The organism is Micromonospora hortensis (genome assembly GCF_022230935.1).
Lineage (GTDB): Bacteria > Actinomycetota > Actinomycetes > Mycobacteriales > Micromonosporaceae > Micromonospora > Micromonospora hortensis.
This window is the reverse complement of record NZ_JAKKFE010000009.1, coordinates 15,249-34,196: the sequence shown is the minus strand read 5'-3', so window position 1 is coordinate 34,196 and position 18,948 is coordinate 15,249. Positions and strand designations below refer to the sequence as shown.

At 71.2% G+C, this 18,948-nt stretch carries 12 protein-coding genes and 5 tRNA genes; 7 read left to right on the top strand and 10 right to left on the bottom strand.

The genetic code is table 11. The features are described from left to right. Positions 1–27 precede the first annotated feature (27 nt). Positions 28–630 carry a TetR/AcrR family transcriptional regulator gene (locus NIE111_RS05130; RefSeq protein ID WP_210783237.1) on the bottom strand — a complete coding sequence of 201 codons (603 nt, stop codon included), beginning with the start codon at positions 628–630 and terminating at the stop codon, positions 28–30. A 388-nt stretch (positions 631–1,018) separates the two neighbouring features. Between NIE111_RS05130 and NIE111_RS05125 the strand changes: the two genes are divergently transcribed. From NIE111_RS05125 to NIE111_RS05115, 3 genes are all read left to right on the top strand, one after another. Beyond that, positions 1,019–1,091, top strand: a tRNA-Gly gene (locus tag NIE111_RS05125). A 34-nt stretch (positions 1,092–1,125) separates the two neighbouring features. Next, positions 1,126–1,196, top strand: a tRNA-Cys gene (locus NIE111_RS05120). Positions 1,197–1,209: 13 nt separating this feature from the next. Then, positions 1,210–1,284: transfer RNA gene (locus NIE111_RS05115), tRNA-Val, on the top strand. Between the two features lie 142 nt (positions 1,285–1,426). On the opposite strand, the gene NIE111_RS05110 is transcribed toward NIE111_RS05115, so the two are convergent. The 4 genes from NIE111_RS05110 to NIE111_RS05095 all read right to left on the bottom strand — a co-directional run bounded on the left by NIE111_RS05110 (position 1,427) and on the right by NIE111_RS05095 (position 8,723). Continuing rightward, a complete protein-coding gene (locus NIE111_RS05110) occupies positions 1,427–2,332 on the bottom strand; it encodes a ricin-type beta-trefoil lectin domain protein (RefSeq protein WP_238683273.1) in 906 nt (301 codons plus the stop codon). A gap of 23 nt (positions 2,333–2,355) precedes the next feature. Continuing rightward, positions 2,356–7,062 carry a golvesin C-terminal-like domain-containing protein gene (locus NIE111_RS05105; protein ID WP_238683272.1) on the bottom strand — a complete coding sequence of 1,569 codons (4,707 nt, stop codon included), beginning with the start codon at positions 7,060–7,062 and terminating at the stop codon, positions 2,356–2,358. Positions 7,063–7,337: 275 nt separating this feature from the next. After that, a complete protein-coding gene (locus tag NIE111_RS05100; protein WP_274530705.1) occupies positions 7,338–7,811 on the bottom strand; it encodes a winged helix-turn-helix domain-containing protein in 474 nt (157 codons plus the stop codon). 177 nt (positions 7,812–7,988) lie between these two features. Further along, a complete protein-coding gene (locus NIE111_RS05095) occupies positions 7,989–8,723 on the bottom strand; it encodes a GNAT family N-acetyltransferase (RefSeq protein WP_238683271.1) in 735 nt (244 codons plus the stop codon). Between the two features lie 117 nt (positions 8,724–8,840). On the opposite strand from NIE111_RS05095, the gene NIE111_RS05090 reads away from it, so the two are divergent. Beyond that, on the top strand, positions 8,841–9,422 hold the full coding sequence (locus NIE111_RS05090) for a TetR/AcrR family transcriptional regulator (RefSeq protein WP_112585044.1): 582 nt from the start codon (positions 8,841–8,843) through the stop codon (positions 9,420–9,422). Between the two features lie 46 nt (positions 9,423–9,468). After that, positions 9,469–10,425: an NADP-dependent oxidoreductase gene (locus tag NIE111_RS05085; RefSeq protein ID WP_238683270.1), complete on the top strand. Its 957-nt coding sequence runs from the start codon at positions 9,469–9,471 to the stop codon at positions 10,423–10,425. Positions 10,426–10,595: 170 nt separating this feature from the next. Here the strand turns inward: NIE111_RS05085 and NIE111_RS05080 are convergent, their stop codons facing one another. Next, positions 10,596–10,838 (bottom strand): DUF6458 family protein, encoded by a 243-nt coding sequence (locus NIE111_RS05080; protein ID WP_091400768.1) that lies wholly within the window; start codon positions 10,836–10,838, stop codon positions 10,596–10,598. 147 nt (positions 10,839–10,985) lie between these two features. On the opposite strand from NIE111_RS05080, the gene NIE111_RS05075 reads away from it, so the two are divergent. Together NIE111_RS05075 and NIE111_RS05070 are read left to right on the top strand one after the other, a co-directional pair. Then, positions 10,986–11,058: transfer RNA gene (locus tag NIE111_RS05075), tRNA-Gly, on the top strand. Between the two features lie 26 nt (positions 11,059–11,084). Beyond that, positions 11,085–11,159, top strand: a tRNA-Val gene (locus NIE111_RS05070). A gap of 86 nt (positions 11,160–11,245) precedes the next feature. On the opposite strand, the gene NIE111_RS05065 is transcribed toward NIE111_RS05070, so the two are convergent. From NIE111_RS05065 to NIE111_RS05050, 4 genes are read right to left on the bottom strand one after another with little or no spacing between them, the layout of a single operon-like run. Then, the gene (locus NIE111_RS05065; RefSeq protein ID WP_238683269.1) at positions 11,246–14,005 is read right to left on the bottom strand and encodes an FtsX-like permease family protein; all 2,760 of its coding nucleotides are present in this window, start codon (positions 14,003–14,005) and stop codon (positions 11,246–11,248) included. Continuing rightward, positions 14,002–17,166, bottom strand: a complete 3,165-nt coding sequence (locus NIE111_RS05060) for a permease (RefSeq protein WP_238683268.1) — start codon at positions 17,164–17,166, stop codon at positions 14,002–14,004. The genes NIE111_RS05065 and NIE111_RS05060 overlap by 4 nt, the downstream gene beginning before the upstream one ends. A 7-nt stretch (positions 17,167–17,173) precedes the next feature. Then, a complete protein-coding gene (locus NIE111_RS05055; protein ID WP_238683267.1) occupies positions 17,174–17,896 on the bottom strand; it encodes an ABC transporter ATP-binding protein in 723 nt (240 codons plus the stop codon). Further along, positions 17,893–18,825, bottom strand: coding sequence for an ABC transporter ATP-binding protein (locus NIE111_RS05050; protein WP_238683266.1), 933 nt, complete (start codon positions 18,823–18,825; stop codon positions 17,893–17,895). The genes NIE111_RS05055 and NIE111_RS05050 overlap by 4 nt, the downstream gene beginning before the upstream one ends. Positions 18,826–18,948 lie beyond the last annotated feature (123 nt).

Sequence of the window (18,948 nt, the reverse complement as noted above, 5' to 3'; positions counted from 1 at the left end):
CGGGGGATCGCTGCTGGGTTGCCCAGCTCAGTCCAGGTCGGCCGGGTCCAGGCCGAGCTCTCGGGAGGTGACCAGCCGGACCCACTCGCCGAACTGGCGGCGGGAGATCACCCGGTCGTGCACGGCGAGTTGGACGGCGAGGCCGTCCATCACCGCGCTGATCCGCCAGGCGGCCCCGTCGGGGTCGGCGCACTGGAAGGTGCCGTCGGCCACCCCTGCGGTGATCACCGCGGCCAGGTCCTGCCGCCAGCGCAGGTCGAGCCGCCGGGAGACCTTCTCCAACTCGGGCGTACGCAGCGACTCCGACCAGCCGTCGATCCACATGGACCAGGAGGTCGCCCGCCCAGCCGGGGTGTAGAGCTTGAGGATCCGGCGGAGCTTGGTCAGTGGTGTGGCCGAGGAGCGGGTCACCGCGTCGAGTCGGGCCAGATCCTGCTCGACCGCGTACGCGAAGGCCTGCGCGAGCAGCCGCTCCTTGGTGGCGAAGTGGTAGAAAACCAACGCCTGACTCACGCCCGCGGCATTCGCCACGTCCGCTGTCCGGGTGTTGGCCAGACCGCGCTCCACGATCACGTCGCAGGCGGTGCGCAGCAGGGCATCCAGGCGGATCTCGGCCGCACGTCTCGTCACGACCGTTACCGTAGCCCATCCGAGTGAACACGAACAGTTACCACCACGCGCCGATCCGCGCGGTGACAGTCGGAAGCCGGACACTTCTTTCGGGTGTCGTCTGTCGTTCCACGGAGAGTGTTCATCGAGGTCCGCTGCCCGGTGCCGGGTGGCGGAGACGTCGATGGTCGGGCATGCGACGCGATGATGACGATCATTGCCGAGGAATGTCGGAGTGTGACGGTCCGTGCTGGATCCAGCTACTGGGTCAGCCCCCTAGGAAGCCGACCGAGAGTGACTCCCGCTCCAGCCCCGGCCACCCCTGACGCGCCGAGGCGACCCCGAGTTGGCAGTCAAACACCCACTCGGCTAAAGTTCTCATCCGTCACCCGGGAACGTCCGGGGGCGTGCGGACGTAGCGCAGCTGGTAGCGCATCACCTTGCCAAGGTGAGGGTCGCGGGTTCGAATCCCGTCGTCCGCTCGGAGCTGCCGCCACGTATGACGGGGGCAACCTCGGTGGGGTGGCCGAGAGGCGAGGCAACGGCCTGCAAAGCCGTGTACGCGGGTTCAAATCCCGTCCCCACCTCGGCAACAAGCACGGGCGATTGGCGCAGTGGGAGCGCGCTTCCTTGACACGGAAGAGGTCACTGGTTCAAACCCAGTATCGCCCACCAGCAGGTGAACGGCTCGTTACCGGAAGTCCGGTAACGAGCCGTTCCGTTTGTGTGGCCTTGTGTCGAGAGCCAGTAGACGCCCGATCGAGACGGTTTCGTCCCGACCGGGCGTCCGGCCATCCGGATTATCCGGCCCGGAGGCTCATCGCACCAGCCCGCTGCACTCGAGTGGCCCGCCGTTATGCGTGTCGTCGAAGCACACCGAGAATGTCCAGCCGAGACCCCGGCCGTACATCGAGGTAAATCCGGTTTGACCTCCGAGGAGGTAATCCGATGAGAACTGGTCTTGGATGACGCGGTGCCAGTACCGCTGTATCAGGACCTTTCTGCCAATATTGATTCCCTGGCCGGCTGTCATCCGACCCCAATTGGAATTGCAGGTCGATGAGTAGTGCAGGGTGACCCGACTGCTGTTGACAGTGAAGTCGACTCGAACCTGCGAGACGAGCCCGCACCCCATGGTCTCCGGGTTACGTCCCAGGCAGCTGTCCTCGTAACAGCCAGCGTGATAGATCCGCTGAGCGTTGGTCTGGTTGCAGCCCCAGATCTGCAGGATCTGCCCGCTCGAAAAGTTGCTGGTCGGGACATCGACGCAGTACTGGTTGTCGCTGTGCGTGACCAGGCCGAAGGCGTGGTCGTACTGGAAACCCTCGTGCCAGCGTTGGGACGCGGAGCCGTTGCAGTTGTTGACCTTGAGGGTTGCTCCGGCCGCCCGGTCGCCGTCGAAGTCGAGGCAGAGCCAACGGTTGAATCCGGGATGCAGGTAGAAGCCGCCCTGGTCGGCTGCCTCCTCCACCCAGACCTGGGTCGGTGCGTTACTGGAAGACCACAGGTGAACAGGCGTTCCATGTCCGCCCCCGTACTGCACGTCCAGGCGCAGGTTCGACGGAATGCCTCCGGCGAAGAGCGCACGCCGGCGCCACTCTGATGGCATCGTCGGATCCCACTCGGCTGCGGAGGCGGGAGGCGCCATCACCGTCAGCCCGGTGATCACCGTGGTGATCACGAGCGTGAGCACCGCCACGACTCTTCGGACCGTTTTGAGCATGATTCTCTCCTCTGGCTGGTTGATCAGCAGACGTAGAAGGTGAACGGCGCCTGGGAGGGCGGGTCGGTGACGATCGGGATGGTCAGATAGCCGCCGCCGACCGTCAGTGGTTGGCCACCGTTCGCGGAGCCGACATATGTTCCGGTCGGTATGCCGCAGGTCGGGTAGAACCACCGCAACGCGCTGCCCTCGGCTCTGTTCTCCGGCGCCGGGATCATCTTGAGTTTCGTCGAGCTGGGTGACGTTTCGCCCTCGATGAAGTCCCATGCGGCGGCGAGCGCGCTGGAGTAGAAGGGATACTCGTCGCACTGGTGGCCGGTGGGCACACGCGGATCCGGGCAGGCGCTCTGGGCATATGGCGCGGAGTCCATCCAGTCCCGGCTCTGCACCTTTTCCATCTCGGTGTTGCTGACGAAGTTGAGGTGAACCCAGGGCGGGTTGGCGACGAGTGCGTCGAGATCATTCTCGGCTGCGCCGGCTGCGTTTCCGGTCGTGGGAAAGATCAGGGGAAGATCCATGCACGGGTCGCCGACGACTCCCCCGTGGGCGCTGAGTCGTAGGCACGTCTCGGCGGCGTGCAGCGCCTGCGCGTCGCTGACCACCCAACGTCCGTTTTTCGGTGTCCGGGTGGCGACGTAGTCGAGGATCCGCTGCTTCACGGTCGCCGCCGTACTCACCCCGTTCAGTTGCTTGTTGACGATCGCCGCGAGTTGCTGTTGTCCCTCGGCGGTGGGATGGAAGCTGCCCCTGCCCGGCACCTCCTGGCCACTGCCCGGGGAGGCAGTGGCGATGACGCCGTTGCTCCACTCGATGGTCATGAAGGAGCACGCCCAGTGGGCCACGCCCTCCCGCCAGGTCTGGGTCGAGTTTAGGAATCGGATGTTCACGCCGTCCTGCCGTACCTTCTCGACGGTGTTCGCAATGGCGATGTTGAGCAGGTCGCCGAGGGTGTTGAGGAAGTGCAGGGAGGTCTTCTCGATGCCGATGCAGCCGCTCGAGGCGGGCTTGTCGGGGAAGAGTTGCGGATATCCGAGGACGAGGATCTGCGCGTTGGGGGCCTTGGCGGCGACGGCCCGGTAGGTGGCTTCGAGGTGTTCTCCCAGCCAATCCCGGATGATCTTCTTCCCGTAGACCCGCAGTGCTTCGGGATCGACCTTGCCGTTGCCTCGGGTGAGCTTGTGCGACGGCGAGTAGCAGGAGTCCTGGGATGCGATGCAGCTGCGCATGACCTCGGCGAACCGGGCGTCGTTTCCTCCGATGGTGAGCGTCACGAGGGTGGTGTCGACGTCGAGCCACCCCTGGTCGACCTGGATGACCTCGCCGCTCTTCTGCGACTTGCGCCCCCACGTGCCACCGACGTCACCCCACACCGTGTGCCCAGCGACGTCGCTGGACGCGGGCGGGTCGTTGGCGGCGTCGAGACTGACCTCCGGTGAGATCGCGCCGGAGCAGGCGATGAAGCCGAACGAGGCAGTGCCCTCGGCGGCCTGTTGCGCGATCGTCTTGGTGTGGCCGGGCAGCTTCACCTGGGTGGGAAAGGCCCCGGTCCGAGAGCGGTGGCAGTCGTTCACGTCGCCGTTGGAACGCTTGTAGTCACTGTTGGTGAAGTACGGTGCGACGCCCTCACCGGACGAGTAGGAGTCACCCATCGCCACGTAGTTGGCCAACGGCTTCGTGGTGGGCACGAAAGCGACCGCGTCGAAGGCCACCGCGTCCTCACCGTCACCGTCGACGGTTTCGGTGCTCAGCCGTACCCGGGCATCGCCGGCGAGCGGGAATACCCCGAGGTCGACCCAGGTGAGTGCCTGGACCGCCTGATTCACCACCCGGTGACGGGTCTGCCCGTTCCCGAGGTCGATGACATAGTCGGCCTGCCGGGTCCACGCACCCTGCTGAGGCAGGTGGACCATGACCCGGGTCCAGCCGTGGATCGGCTGGCTGAGTGCCCAGGTGCCGGAGACCTTCTGCTTGCCGTCGCGCATGTCCCGGTGCCGGGTGTGCGCCATCCAGAAGTGGCCGCCGAAGCCACTACCCAACTGGTGGAAGTCCACCTTCGAGGGGAACAACCCTGCGGTGTCCATCGCGAAGTTCAGCGTGAAGGTGCCGGCCTGGGGACCCGTACCGGGACAGTTGGGGCGGATGGCGGGGACGTCGGCCGGGACGTCGTCGATGACCAACGCGCCGGTGGGTAGACCGTCACGGGTGCACCGTGGCGGGTAGGAGGTGCCGTCCTCCTGGTAGGCGTATCCCTCGTCGAACCGGATGAACTCGTAGCCGCAGGTGTCGAGGCAGTTCGGCTTCCAGCTGACCGCCTTGTTGTACCAACACTTCAGGTCGAACTGGCCGGCGGCGTTGCGGTGGGCGCACGGCCCCGGCGGTTGCTCTTCGAGGCCGGGCGCGGTCGGTTCGTGCTGCGCGCCGGGCTCGCAGTTGTTCGTGGCATCGCAGAACAGGTTGACCGGCGGCTTGACCCCGCGTCGGTTCACCGGACCGGCGACGGGACCCCCGTTCCACTGCGCCGGGCGGAACTGCGCGACGAGGACGTTTGGGGCCTCCAGCACCTCGTTGGGGCGAGCCGCGAAGCCCAGCACCTTCTCCTGGTAGGGCCATCGCTGTGGGTTGGAGGCGTCGGCCGCCGTCGAGTCCATGAACGGCAGCCGGTTCGCCGGGTAGATCGGGTTCGCCGGGTTGTTGATCCACCCCACTCCCCAGGCGCCGTTGTTCTGGGCGGCAGTGCTCTGTGGGTGGAACCCCGAGTTGTACGCCCACAACGCGAAGAACCAGTTCTCCAGGAAATGCGCCTGGCCGCCGTGGATGATCAGACCGGCTCGCCGGGTCTCGTTCCACTTCTCCTGAACGATTGTCATCCCGGCGGCGATGTTGGCGGCGAAGTCCAACGCGACGGCGCGCTGCGTCTCGTACGGCAGGGCGGGCCCGTCACCAGGTCGTTCCCGACCTGCCCGGCGCATCCGGTCGGTGACCTGCATGACCCCGTACCCGCAGTCGGCCTCGGCGAAGTCGACGTCCCAGTCGTTCCCGGCGTCGTCGTCGTAGACCTGGCGGCCGTAGAAGTTGCCGATCAGGGGATTGCCGGTGACGCCCGGGGCGGTGTTGCTGGACGCCTGCCAGGTGTTGGACTCCTGGGCGGCGATGCCCAGCAGGATCTGCGCGGGTACGGCGCCCCCGCCGTCGAGCGGCACCGGTGGGAACAGCCCCTGCGGCGTGTACGCGGGCATGCCGAGGCTCTTCCAGTTCGCCGGCCGCGCGACAGTGAGTGCGTTCTTCACCGCCTGGTTAGCCGCCCACTCCACCTGGCGTGGCTTGGGCTGGAGCGCCTGGTTGCGTGGATCGTTACGCGGTACCGAGCAGGTCCGCTCCTCCTCGACCGGATTGCTCGGGGAGCCGGCCGCGGTGGTCGTGGACGACTTGCGAGCGTTTGCGGGTTTTCCCGCGACCAGTGACGGGTGCATGTCCCGGCCGGCGGCCGCGGTCCGGTCGGTGCCGGGGTCCACTGTGAACGCGGCCTGTTTGCCGGTGGAGGTGAAGGACAGGGTCAACCCGACCGTACGGGCTGCCGAACTGTCACCACCGTGTTCGGGGGTCCAGGAGTTGGTGATGGTGGCAGCCCCACCGAGGGTGGACAGCTCGGCGCCCTTCGGTACGGGCAGTAGCCGCACCGGGCCTGCGGGGCCCGCATCGTCGGGGCGCCGTGCCGCACCTGTGACGAACGTGCGCCCACCGGCTCCCGGCGCCAGGTCGATCTCGGTGAGCCTGCCCCTCGCGACGGTGTGCAGTGGTCCTGCGGGACGGCGCTGACCGGCTCTGGCTCGGGTCACGGTGGTGGCGTCCACCCGCCGGACCGAAGCGACGTCGCCCTCGCGGTCGAGGAAGGACACACCCCCGTCCGAACCCGCGACCAGCCGGAACGGCACCCCGCTCGTGCCGGCGACCGCGACCCGTCTACCCGTACCGTCGATGCGGATCAGCCGATTGGCGTCGACCGCGACGATCTGCCCGTTGGCCATCGGAACGGCGGAGGTCACCTGACCATCCAGGGTCAGTGGCGTGTCGGTCCTCCCACTGGCCGCGTTCACCCGGATTAGCCGCGTCCGGGTGGCGGAGTCTCCGGGTTGGTCGGCCGTACGCGCCTGGGTCAGTACGGCGCTCTCGTCGACCCCGCAGGCCGGGCTGAAGTAGGCAAGCGACGACAGCACCGGCAGCTTCACCACCGCCCCTGTGGTCAGGTCGACCACCGCCGTGAACGCCCCCCGGTCGAACAGCGCCGCCTCGTTGGTGAAGGTGCGTGGCGCGTAGGCCACGACGAGACGCCGGCCGGAGCCGGTCACGCACGCGTTCCCGATCCACCTGTCGGTGTCGAAGCCCGGCTCGGACAAGGTCGCCGCCGTGCGCCAGCGGTAGCCCTCCCGCGCGTCGGCCACCAGGACGTGCAGCCCGTCCGCATCCCCGGAAGTGACCCAGGCCCGGTCTTTCGAGGTCCGCCAACGCGGCCCCAGGAGTGCGGCGCGTTTGCCGGGGGCCACCTCCGACGGGTCGGCCGCCGGGGAGTCGGGCGCCGGTGGTGGTGCCTTCGGGTCTGCCTGGGTGGGAGCCGCGTGAATCAGGGCGGCGGTGGACAGGAGGACGACCGACGCCGTCAGCGTCGCCAGGAGTCGGCGCCAGCCGGCGCCGCGCGCCACAGTGGTCCGGGCTGCCAACGGCGTGCGTCCCATACGGATGCCTCCCTCGAGAGTGGTCCCCGAGAGGGCGACGGGCGTTCTGCCCAACCCGTCAGGGGATCAGAGGGATCGTCACGAGCTAGGCCGGGCGCTGGGAAGGGCTCGCAGTTGTTCCGAACAGGACAGTCCTGTCCGGGCTGGTCAAGGCATCGCTCGGACAGGAACTCGAACAGGCGGGTCGGTCGTCGAACAACCGTCCCGGTCCGGAGATCCCCGCTCGGTGGATGAAGGTCGGAGGTTTCACCGGAACGCGTCGGAGGCCCCGGCCATCAGTCGACGCTGAGCCGGTAGCCGATGCCTCGCACCGTGTGCACGCGCAGTGCGTCGTCGACGGCGTGCAGTTTGCGACGTAACCGCTTCACGGCCGAGTGCAGGATCGACGTGTCGCCGAGGAACGCGCAGCCCCAGACCGATTCGAAGAGCCGCTGGTAGGTCCAGACTCCGACCGGTGCGGTGGCGAGTTGGGTGAGCAGGTTGCGCTCGAGTCGGGTCAGGGCCAGCGGTTGTCCGCGCCACGTCACCCGATGGTCGAGCGGGTCGATGGTGAGGTCACCGAGGTTGATCTGGCCGGCCACGCCGACGGCTGGAGCGGCTGCGGCGGCGGCTGGAGCGGGGGCGGACGCGGTGGTGGGGGTGGGGAGCCTCGCCGGCCCGCTGATGACCGGCCCGCCGATCATCGCCTGCAACTCCGCGAGGTCGGTGCAGATCACCAGGGTGCCGAGTCCGTCCAGGCGCCGCACCATCCGCTCGCGCACCGACACGTCGGCGGTCACACAGAACACGAGGGACACATCGTCGATCACTGTCGTACCTCCCCAGGCGCCAGTAGAAGACAACGCTGTCTGAACCCCGTAGTCAATGGTTTCCGCCGGCCGGCCACCCCGTGATCCACTCGGGCTCGCCGGGTCGCTCGTTCGCTTTCAGAAGGTCAACAGGCGGAACTCGCCCACCGGCCGGAAGCCGAGGCCGTGGTAGACCGACTCGCCGACTGCCGACGAGGTGAGGGCGGCGGTGCGGGCGCCCCGCTCGGCAGCCAGATAGAGCGCCGCCCTGGTCATGGCCGCTCCGATGCCCCTGCGGCGCTGCTCTGGCTGGGTGCCGACGAAGTAGAGGGTGACCAGACCATGGCTGATCCAGGCGACGGCCGTCGCGACGATCCGACCGTCATCGAGGCGACCGGCCAGGCGCAGCACGGTGCCGTCGCCGGTGAACGCCTTCTCCCGTTCGATCGTCGCCGCCACACCGTCCGCCGGGATTCCGGACACCCGGGCATAGGCCGGGACGAACGCGGCGAGGTCGGTCGTCTCGGCGATCTGCACGCCGGCGGGAGTCGGCACCTCGGCCACCGCCCCGATTCGCACGGTCATGATCGGCATGCGGGCGACCTGCACCGCGCCGAGGGAGACCAGGCCGTCCGCGGTGCCGGCGTCGCTGTCCGGGCCGACCCACCAGATGCGGGGTACGCCGTGCAGGCGCTTCCGGGCTGCGACGAGCGCGTCCCGTGGTGTGCGCCCGACCACCCGCAGCACACCGTTGAGGGGTGCGTGCGGCACGTCACTGCGGTAGGTCGGAAGGTCCGGACCCCCCGCGACACCGATGTTCCAACCGAGCAGGTACGCCCGGTGCGCGGCCAGCACCGTGTCGAGAGGCTCCATGATCTGGATCGTAACGCGGGCCGGCACACCCTTCGGCCAGCGGAAACGGCTCTCGGAGCGGCGGCTGTGACCGGCGGTACTTTGTCGATCGTTCCAGATAGCGGGTAGCGTTCAGCCATGGCCCGCACCCGTGAGTTCGACCTCGACGCCGCAGTCGACGCTGCCATGGACGTGTTCCGGAGCAAGGGCTACGAGGGCACCTCCATGCGGGACCTCTCCGAGGCGACCGGCCTGGGCAGCGGCTCGATCTACGCGGCGTTCGGCAGCAAGGACGGCCTCTACCTGGCGGTGCTCGACCTGTACCGGCAGCGCTATGCCACACCGATGGTCGATCTGCTGCGCTCGGGCAACGACGCGCGGGCGGTCATCCGTGAGGTGTTCATCGGCACGGTGGACGACATCACCGGCGACGGCCGGCACCTCTCCTGCCTCATCGTCGGGGCGTCGATGGAACGGGCGCACCAGGACGTGCGGGTCGCCGAGCGGCTTCGCTCGACCACCCAGTCCCTGGAGTTGGCGCTCTACGACCTGCTCGCCGAGGCGCAGCTGCGGGGGCAGATCACCACCGACCGCAGCGCCACCGACCTGGCCGGCTTCCTGGTCACCAGCCTCCAGGGCCTGCGGGTGATGGGTGCCATCAACCCGGACCGGGCGGCGCTGACGCGTTACGCCGAGGTCGCGCTCACCTGCCTGAACTGACCGCCGGACACGGTGGTCGGCCGTTCACCCGAATGAGGAGTCGAGCATGAGAGCGGTCGGACTGCTGCGCTACGGCGGGCCTGAGGTGCTGCGGGTTGTCGAGCTCCCGACGCCGCACGCGGGCCCGGGCGAGGTCCGCATCCGGGTACGCGCCGCGTCGGTCAACCCGGCGGACACCCTGATCCGGGCCGGTATGACGCCGGTGCGACTGCGCGGCAGCGACCCGCTGCTGCCCGGCCAGGACATCGCCGGCACCATCGACGAGGTGGGTTCCGGCACCAGTGGCGCACTCGCCCCGGGTGACCCGGTGATGGCCATGGTCAACCCGACCCGGGCGGCCGGCGGCGGGTACGCGGAATGGGTCGTGCTCCCGGAGGCCTGGGTGGTGCCCGCTCCGGCCGGCGTGTCACTCGCCGAGGCGGCCACGCTGCCGTTGAACGGGTTGACCGCCCTGCATGCCCTGGACCAGTTGCGGCTGCCGCCCGGCAGCACCCTCGCGGTGACCGGCGCGGCCGGTGCCGTTGGCGGGTACGCGGTTCAGCTCGCCAAGGCCGCCGGTCACCGAGTGTTTGCCGACGCGGCGCCGAATGACGCCGAACTGGTAGCGGCGCTCGGCGCCGACGTGACGGTGACCCGAGGCCCGGGTGTCGCCGACCGCTTCCGGGAGCATGCCCCGGACGGGGTGGACGCCGCTGTCGACACCGCGTTGCTCGGTGGCGCGTTGCTGCCCGCCGTGCGCGAGGGTGGTGCCGTGGCGCTGCTGCGCGGCGGGCCCGATCCGGTGCTGCGGGCGCAGGCCGACCAGCGGAGGATCGACATGGTGTCCGCGTACGTGCACGAGTACGACGGGCGCCGCGACAAACTCGACCTGCTTCGGCGACTCGCCGAGGAGGGTGCGCTGACCCTGCGGGTCGCCGGCCGGTTCCCGCCGCAGGAGGCGGCCCGCGCGCATCAGCTCCTGGAAGCCGGAGGGGTACGCGGCCGGTTGGTCATCGAGTTCTGATTCCACCGGCAACGCCGGAGCGCGATGGTCCACTCACCGGCGGCGGCGACGCCTACCCGGCGTCTGGTGCGTGCGGGGTCACGGGTGCGAGAGGCCGGCCGCCTTCGGCGAGGCGGCCGGCCTGGAATCACTGTGGTCTGGCGGCTCCGCCAGCTGTGGGTCTGGCCGGGTCACAGCGGCGGGGCGATGTCCCGCCGCTCCTCGACCTGGCGGTACTCCACCGGCTGCTCGGTGGTGGTGACGACCTGGCGGCGGCGACCCCAGATCAGCGTGGTCATGATCAGGCCGAGCACGCCGGCGCCCATCAGGATCCAGCCGACCACGTCGAGGTTGATGCCGCCGACGCTCGCGTCCAGTGCGAAGGTGAGGATCGCGCCGAGCGCGATCAGGAAGATGCTGGTGCCGATACCCACGACAGCCTCCTTAAGGGGGTGTGGTGCGCTGTCGAGCCCTTCAGTACCCCGGCGGGGACCAGCGCAACCGCGACCAGTCAGGGTGCCGTTCCAAGCGATCTTGGCATCGGGTAGAGTTCACCTGTCACCGGCGCTTGCCGGAGACGTGCGGACGTAGCGCAGCTGGTAGCGCATCACCTTGCCAAGGTGAGGGTCGCGGGTTCGAATCCCGTCGTCCGCTCGCGATGCGCCCCACGGGGCCGCCACGGGCGATTGGCGCAGTGGGAGCGCGCTTCCCTGACACGGAAGAGGTCACTGGTTCAAACCCAGTATCGCCCACCATCTCTGCAAGTGGATCAGAAGACCCGTTACCGGATCTCCGGTAGCGGGTCTCGCCGTTTCTGCTTCCCGCACCGGGAGACCCTCGGTCACTCGCCGGCGCGAAGTACCTCGCTCAGCCTGTCGCGTCGCCGCAGCGCCGACTCGACAGGTACGACGGTGGCGGCCGTCGCCAGCAGTGCCACGCTGACCAGGCCCAGCAACCACCACGGCAGGACAGCCGTCGGGTCGGCGGCCTGGCCGGTGAGCAGCCGCAGGTCGAGCGGGCCGAGCGTCAGACGTGCGAGCAGGGCCCCGAGTAGCGGGCCACACACCGCGGTGACCACTACCGGCGGCAGCAGTTCTCCGGCGGCGACCCAGCGGGCGTCGCGTGGCCGCAGGCCGAGGGTCCGCAGCCGGGTCAGGGTCTGCCACCGCTGCGACGCACCGGCGGCGGCGGAGAGCGTGAGGCCGAGCAGACCCAGCGCCAGCAGCACCGCGGCGACGGTCCACGCCAGCCGTACCAGCCCCGCCGTCAGCGGAGCAACCCGCTGCGCCCGCAGGACGTCCGCACGCAGCACGACGTCGGAGGCGATTCCGGTGTTCGACACGGCCCGCGCCGCGCCGGGGCCGGTGACCCAGACGGTATTCGGAACGGCGGGCAGCCCGGCGACGGCGAGGGTCGTGGCGTCCACGATGACGACGTCGTCGACGCCGCCGACGGAGGGTGCGGTACCGACGGCGGCGAGACGGATCGCCGGGGCGCCGTCCCGGGGTAGCTGCAGCCGCGTGCCGGTGCGCAGACCGCCGTCAGTCGAGCGGACCAGCGCTGGGACCTCCCCGGGGCCAGGACCGGGTGCCGTGAGCCGGGCCAGCGCCGGGACGTCGGGCAGGGGAGTGGTGGCCAGCAGGCGCTGGAACGCCGCGGTGTCCACGACGACCAGGCGTGGGGTGAGCAGCGTCGACTCGGTGAAGACGCGTGCGGAGTCGGTCACCTGCGCGACGACGACCTGCCCTACCCCGGGTGCGGCGGCGATGCGCTCGGCGAGCGCGGGCGTGGCGGCCTCGGCGTCGGCGCCGACGTCGAGGCGGGCGTCGGCGCCGACGGTGCTCCACGCGCCGTCGGTCAGGCCTCGGGTGACTGTGGCGCCGAGGATGAGCGCGAACGACGCGAGTGCCGTGGTGCTGACCAGAACCAGCAGCGGCAGCGCGCGCCCGGCCGTTGTGGCCGCCTGGGCGGCACTGAACACGGCCAGCGGGCGGCGCGAGCGTAGGGCCTGTCGGAGCGAGAACCGCGCCCCGAGGGGCAACAGCCGGAGCAGGACGAGCGCGCCGACGAGCGCGCCCAAGGCGAGGGCACTGATCGGCAGGATGAGGTCACCGGTCAGCTCGCCGTTGTCCCCGTCGGAGGCCAGGGGCAGGAGCCCGCGCTGGTGCAGTGTGACGAAGGCGGCGACCGCGGCGATCAGGACGGCGGCCTCCGCTGCGGTGCGGCGCAACTGGCCGGTGGCCCGGATCCAGCGCCGAGCGGCCGGGTTGGCGGGTTGGCGCCGGTCACGGCTGGCGCGGGCGGCGGCGAGGGTGCCGAACGCCGGCCCGGCGACAACACCGGCCAGGACCACGGGAACGGCCCAGGTCCAGGAGACGCCCGGGGCGGCCGCGCGGGCGAGCGCGAGCCCGACGGCGGCGGCCGACACCGACACCACTGTGGACTCGATGATCAGTTCCGCACCGAGGTCGGGTAGCGCCGCCCCGCGCTGCCGGGCGGCGCTCAGCACCGGGGTACGGCGGCGGACCAGCAGGTCGGCGGCGAGCAGCAGGACCAGCGCCGTGGCGGTCAGTACGCCGGCGAGCAGGACGGCGGCCTGTGTGGAAGCGGCGCTGTTGCGGGCACTTGCCTCGCGTAGGGCGGCGTCGAGCTGCGATTCCCACTTCAGGGATTGCTCGCGGTCGCTCGACGAGCCGGAGGTCGCCTTGAGCTTGACCACCTGGCTGGCGAGCGCCGCAGTGGCATCCCAGGTGAGCGCGTCGGGAACGGGGGCGAAGTGGATGGTGCGCCGCAGTTGGTCCTCGTCGACGGCGAGCCGGGCGTCCGGTAACGACTCTCGCGACAGCAGGCCGGCGAACCGGGTGGTCCCCACGCCGTCGGCGCCGGGCACGGGGCGCAGGAGCGCCGGGGCGAGCCGCCAGGCTGGGTCGTCGCCGTCCGTGGGTCGGTAGATCCCGCTGATCCGGACGTCCTTGTCGCGACCCCGGCCGTCCTTGAGCGGAATTCGATCGCCGGGACCGAGGTCGAGTGCGGCGGCGTCCGCCTCGGAGAGGCCGACCTGCACCGGCCAGGGCGGCCCGTCGTAGGGGATTTCGACGTACTGGTCGGAGACGGCGGGGCCGGGTGGGCTGCCGGCGATCCAGGTCACGTCCGGGCCGCCGTTGTCGCCGGCCAGGTAGGTGAACTGGAAGGTACGCGGCGCGCTGCCGCCGGTGATGTCGAGGATCGGGCCGTTGGCAGTGGCGAGGGGCGGGAGCAACGCGGCATCGAGATCGGGCCCGAGCGCGGATGTCGCCCGGGCGCGGAAGTTGTCGAGGGCCTCGGCGAGGCTGGGCATCCGGACCCGCCCGCCGGTCGGCCCGTCGTCGCGTTCCCAGTTGGCGTGTACGAGGACGTTCGAGTCGCTGCCGGCGCGGCGGACCGTGTCCTGGACGGCGTTGTCGGCGGCGGCGCGCAGCAGCGGCGGCGCGGCCCCGGCGAGCAGCGCGACGGCTGCGATGACGGCGGCGGTGAGCAGCAACGGTCCGGCGTCGGTACGGCCACGGCCACGGATGCTGGGCCAGTGCAGCGCCGGCCGCCAGCGGGTCAGCCACCGGTTCACGGGGCCACCCGCAGGTGCGCGGCGTCGGCCCGGCGGACCTGGACGGTGACCACGATGGCGACCACCAGCATGCATCCGGCCAGCAGTACGGCGAGCAGTGCGGCCTCGGCTGGCCACGGCCAGTGTGGCTGGGTGGCCGGGACGGGCGCGGCACCGGTTTCGGAGCGCACGAGCAGGGGAGCGACGACGCGGGTGGCGAGCGCGCCGACGGCCGCGCCCGCCGCGAGCAAGGGCAGCAGAACGCCGGCGTGCTGGCCGAGCAGCACGGCCCGGATGCCGCGCCGGGTCATCCCCAGGCCGCGCAGTCGCGTCACCTCGACGGCGCGGACCTGGAGGTCACAGGTGACGTGCAGGACGACACCGGCGAGCAGGAGCAGGGCCGCGGCCGGGACGATGAGGCGGAGTGCCGCCGGCAGCCCGGCGAGCAGCGGGCCGCCGGTGAGGCGGGCGGTCTCCGCCTCACGGGTCGCGACGGTGCCCAGGTACAGGGCGGCGGCCCGCTCGGCGGCATCGGGGCCGGCCGGGTGGCCGACCCACCAGGCGTCCACCGGGAACGTCAGGTCGCCGGTGACGGCACGTGCGCGCGACAGCGTGTCCAAGTCGGCCAGGACGGCGACGGCGCCGGGGGCGGACGGCACGGTCGGCACGACCTCGGTGACGACGACCGGGACGGGCGTGATGCCGACAGTGACGCTGAGCTTGCTGCCGTTCTCGGCGCCGACCTCGCTGGCGAAGCGGGCGGAGACGGCGACGGGCACCGGGCCCGGGTTCGGGAAGGCGGTGGCGACGAGGGTCCGGGCGGCGTCCTCGGCGCCGCCGAGGTCGACGGTCGCGGCCATCCGCAGCGTGGTCCCCGTCGGGGTGGCGGACACCGTGACGGTCGGGTCGCTCAACCTGCTCGGGACCGGCGGCGCGGACGTGGCGGTCCAATCTGATCCGTCAGTGGGCCTCTCGGCCGACCCGGCGGGCGGCACTGTGAGTGTGACGGCGATGGCGACGGGTCCGCCGACCGCGTCGGCGGTGACCGGCAGGGCGACCGCGACGAGGCGCAGCCCGTCAGCGTTCGCGCAGGCGGGCAGCCGGAACTCCTGGCCGTCGAGCGGTACGGCGGGACCGGTGCAGGACGTGCGGAGGCCGGTGGCGTCCTGCAGCATCAGCCGAGGCGTCACGACGAGCGGAATGTCGCCGGCGGCGGTCCCGGTCAGGACGAGTGGGGCGCCAGCCGGAACGGCGAGGCCGTTGACCCGGGTGCGTGGTGCCAGCGTGGCGCCCACGTCCGCCCACCCGCTGTCGTTGTCCAGCCGCCCGCGTAGCAGCGCGTCGGCGCGGGTGGTGTCGACGGCGACCAGGCGCGGCGCGTCGCCGGCGTTGCCGAGCCACTGACCGACGGCGGTGCCACGGTCGAGGGCCGGACTCACGGCCCCCGCGGTGGCCGCGCTGACGATCGCGCCGTCTCCGGCCACCGGCGCCGTGCTGAGGGTGAGGGCCAGGTCGGTGCCGACGGCGAGCGCGGCCTGGTCGCGCTGCGACTGGTGCCACGTGTCGTCGAAGGCGAGACCGAAGGTTCCGGCCGCGCAGGCCAGTCCGACGAGCAGTCCGGCGGCGACCGCCTGTGGCCGGCGGGCGGCCTCGGAGACCGCCAGCGGAAGTGCCAGCCCTCGGGCGCGGTACGCCAGCCGGTCGGCGCCGCGAAGGGCGGGCAGTACCACCCGGAGAGCCAGGGCGGCGCCCGCGATGAGCAGCAGCGCCGGCGCGAGCACCCGGACCGCGTCGGCGCGTGGGCTGGCGGCGGCGGACTGCGCGTACAGCTGCCACCATCCGGCGGCGGCGAACACCGCGAGCATCAGGTCGGCGCCGGATCGGGCCAGCAGTTCGCGGCGGGTTCGCTGGTCGCCGGCTGTCGGGACGGGCCGGATCGCCAGGACGACGAGTACGGCGGCGAGCACCAGCGCGCCACCGGCGACCGCGAGGACCTGGGCACCGGCGATCGCCGGCCGGACGGTCAGGCCGGCGCCGTCCAGCGGCGGCAGGTGGGTCAGGCCGGCGTGCAGGGCCGACGAGGCCGGTATCGCGATCGCGGCGGCGACGGCGGCGACGAGCCCGGCCTCGAGTGTCGCGGTGGCGGCGAGTTGGCGACGGCTGGTGCCCAGGGCGGACCGCAGGGCGGTCTCGTCGGCGCGTATGCCAGTGGTCAGACGGCCGGCGAGGACGAGTGCCGTCGCGGCCAGGACACCGCCGAGGACGGCGATGGCCAGCACGACGGCGGCGGTGACGTGCCGTTGGTCGTCGGCGGCCCGCAGGGTCAGTGGCAGTTCGGAGGCGACACGTGCGAGCCGGACGCGCTCGCCGAGGGTGCCCGCCAGCCGGCCGTCGGCACTGCCGACGGCCCCAGCCACGGTCTCCAGGTCGTGGCGGTTGCTGTCGGACAGGTCCGGATGGGCGGTGACCTCCAGCCGGTCGACCGTGGCGCCGGTGGTGACCAGGTCGGCGAGGTCGACGAGGAACGGGCCGTAGGCGTTGACCGGCTGTTGGAAGCGGCCGTCCCGATAGCCGGTGGCGGAGCCGGCCGCTGCCAGCGGGTCGCGGTCCCAGCCGCGGCCCGGCAGCGGGCGCACCACACCGACGACGACCACGTCGACGGCCGGGACGGGCGCGTGGGCCAGCTCGGCGCCGAGGCGTACCCGGTCACCGGGGGTGAGGCCGAGCAGTTGTGCGGTGGACTCCAGCAGCACCGCGTCGCCAGGGTGCTGTGGCCAGTGCCCGGTGACCAACTCGGCTCGGGTCGGCAGGTCGTCCAGCCCCGACAGGTACGCCTGGGCCGGCACTGTGGTGCCAGCGGCGAGCGCGGGCGGCAGCGCCCGCAGCACCGTCGACGCCCGCGCGCTTGTCGTCACCGGAAACGGTGCGAGCGTGGAGGCCACCACGGTGCGGGTGTCGGCGGCGACGGACGACGTGTCCCGGCCCTCGACGGTGCCGGTGTAGACGGTCACGTCGACGGCGGCGGGGGCGGCGCGGGCCAGGGCGACCTCCAACGCCCGCTCGGCGGTGTGGGTGACCAACAGGGTGCAGGTACCCAACAGGGTCGCGCCGATCGTGACGACCCCGAGGAGGGCTGCCAGCAACGGCCACTGCGCGCGGGCGCGCCGGCTGACCAGCCTCATCGTCGCGTCACCCGGCGTCTGGCACTGGCGCGTGCGACTGCCCGGCCGCCTGTTCGTCGAGGTGCCCGTCGTGGATACGGATCACCCTGTCGGCCAGGGCCATCATCACCGCGTCGTGCGTCGACACCAGTACGGTGACGCCCTCGGATTCCACTATCCCGCGTAGCAGGGCCATCACCGACAGACCTGTCTCGGCGTCCAGTTGCCCGGTGGGCTCGTCGGCGAGCAGAAGCTGGGGCGAGGCGGCCAGCGCGCGGGCGATCGCCACCCGCTGCTGCTGGCCGCCGGACAGCTCGGCCGGCCGCTGCCCGGCGTGGTCGGCCAGGCCGATCAGCTCCAGCAGCAACTCGACCCGCCGCTCACGCTCGGCCGGGGCGACGCGGGCCATCCGCAGCGGGGCCGCGACGTTCTCCGCGGCCGACAGCACCGGGATCAACCCGAAGCTCTGAAAGACGTACGACACCTTCTCCCGCCGCAGCCGGGACAGGCCATCCTCGTCGAGCGCCGTGACGTCGATGCCGTCGACCCGCACGGTGCCGGCGTCCGGACGGTCCAGGCCACCGATGACGTTGAGCAGGGTGGTCTTGCCCGAGCCGGACCGGCCGACGAGCGCCACCATCGAACCGGCGGCCACGTCGAACGACACGCCGTTCAGGGCGTGTACGACTGTCGGCCCGGTGCGGAAGCGCCGGTGTACGTCGCGCACGCTCAGCAGTGGCTCGCTGCTCATTCGCCGCTTCCCGAGTCGGGGTGGATCGTGATGTGGTCGGGTTCCAGGGCCAGCCGGACGCGTCGGGTCAGCGCCAGCGCCTCGCGGAACTCGCGGGGCACCTGGACCCGCCCGGCCCGGTCCATCACGGCGTACTCCTCGGCGATCGTGTGCGTGTCGCCCTCCGCGTCGGTGGTGGTGCGGCGCAGCACCTCGCTGCTGGTGCGTCCATCCCGGATCGCGACGGTCCGTTCGACCTGGCCGCTGACCTCCGGATCGTGGGTCACCACGACCACTGTGACGCCGTAGCGCCGGTTGACGTCCCGCAGCACGCCGAAGACCTCCGCGGACGTGGCGGCGTCCAGCTCGCCGGTGGGCTCGTCGGCGAGCAGGACCCGCGGTTGGTTGGCCAGCGCCACGGCGATCGCGACCCGCATCTGCTGCCCTCCGGAGAGTTGCCCGGGGCGGCGATCGGCGCAGTCGGCGACACCGAGGCTGTCCAGCAGCTCGGCCGCGCGTTCCCGGCGCTCCTGCTTCGCGGTACGGGCAGCCGTCATCGGCAGGTCCACCATCTCGCGTGCGGTCAGGTAGGGGATCAGGTTGCTCGCCGTCTGCTGCCGTACGAACCCGACGGTGTGCCGCCGGTAGTCCACCCGGTCCGCGCGGGACATCGCCAGCAGGTTCCACCTGTCGACCCGGACCCGTCCGGCGGTGGGGGCGTCGATGCCGGCCAGGATGGAGAGCAGTGTCGACTTGCCCGATCCGGAGGCACCGACGACGGCGACCAGCTCACCGCTCTCCACGGCCAGGTCCAGGCCCTGCAGTGCTTGCACCTCAATCGAACCGGTCTGGTAGATCCGCACCAGGTTCTCGCAGACGATGAGCGCGTCCCGGCCGAACTCTGGTGCCCGCGCGGTTGGCTGCGGCAGGGACAGCGGAGTGCTGGACATTCCCTGCTCCGTCCGGGTTGTGCTGATGCAGATTGAAGCAGTTTCGCAATCGGCGCCTTCGTTGACCATGCCCGGGGTGGCTTTCCTGCATTCTGGACGAGGGTCTACCGCCGCGACCTCCAC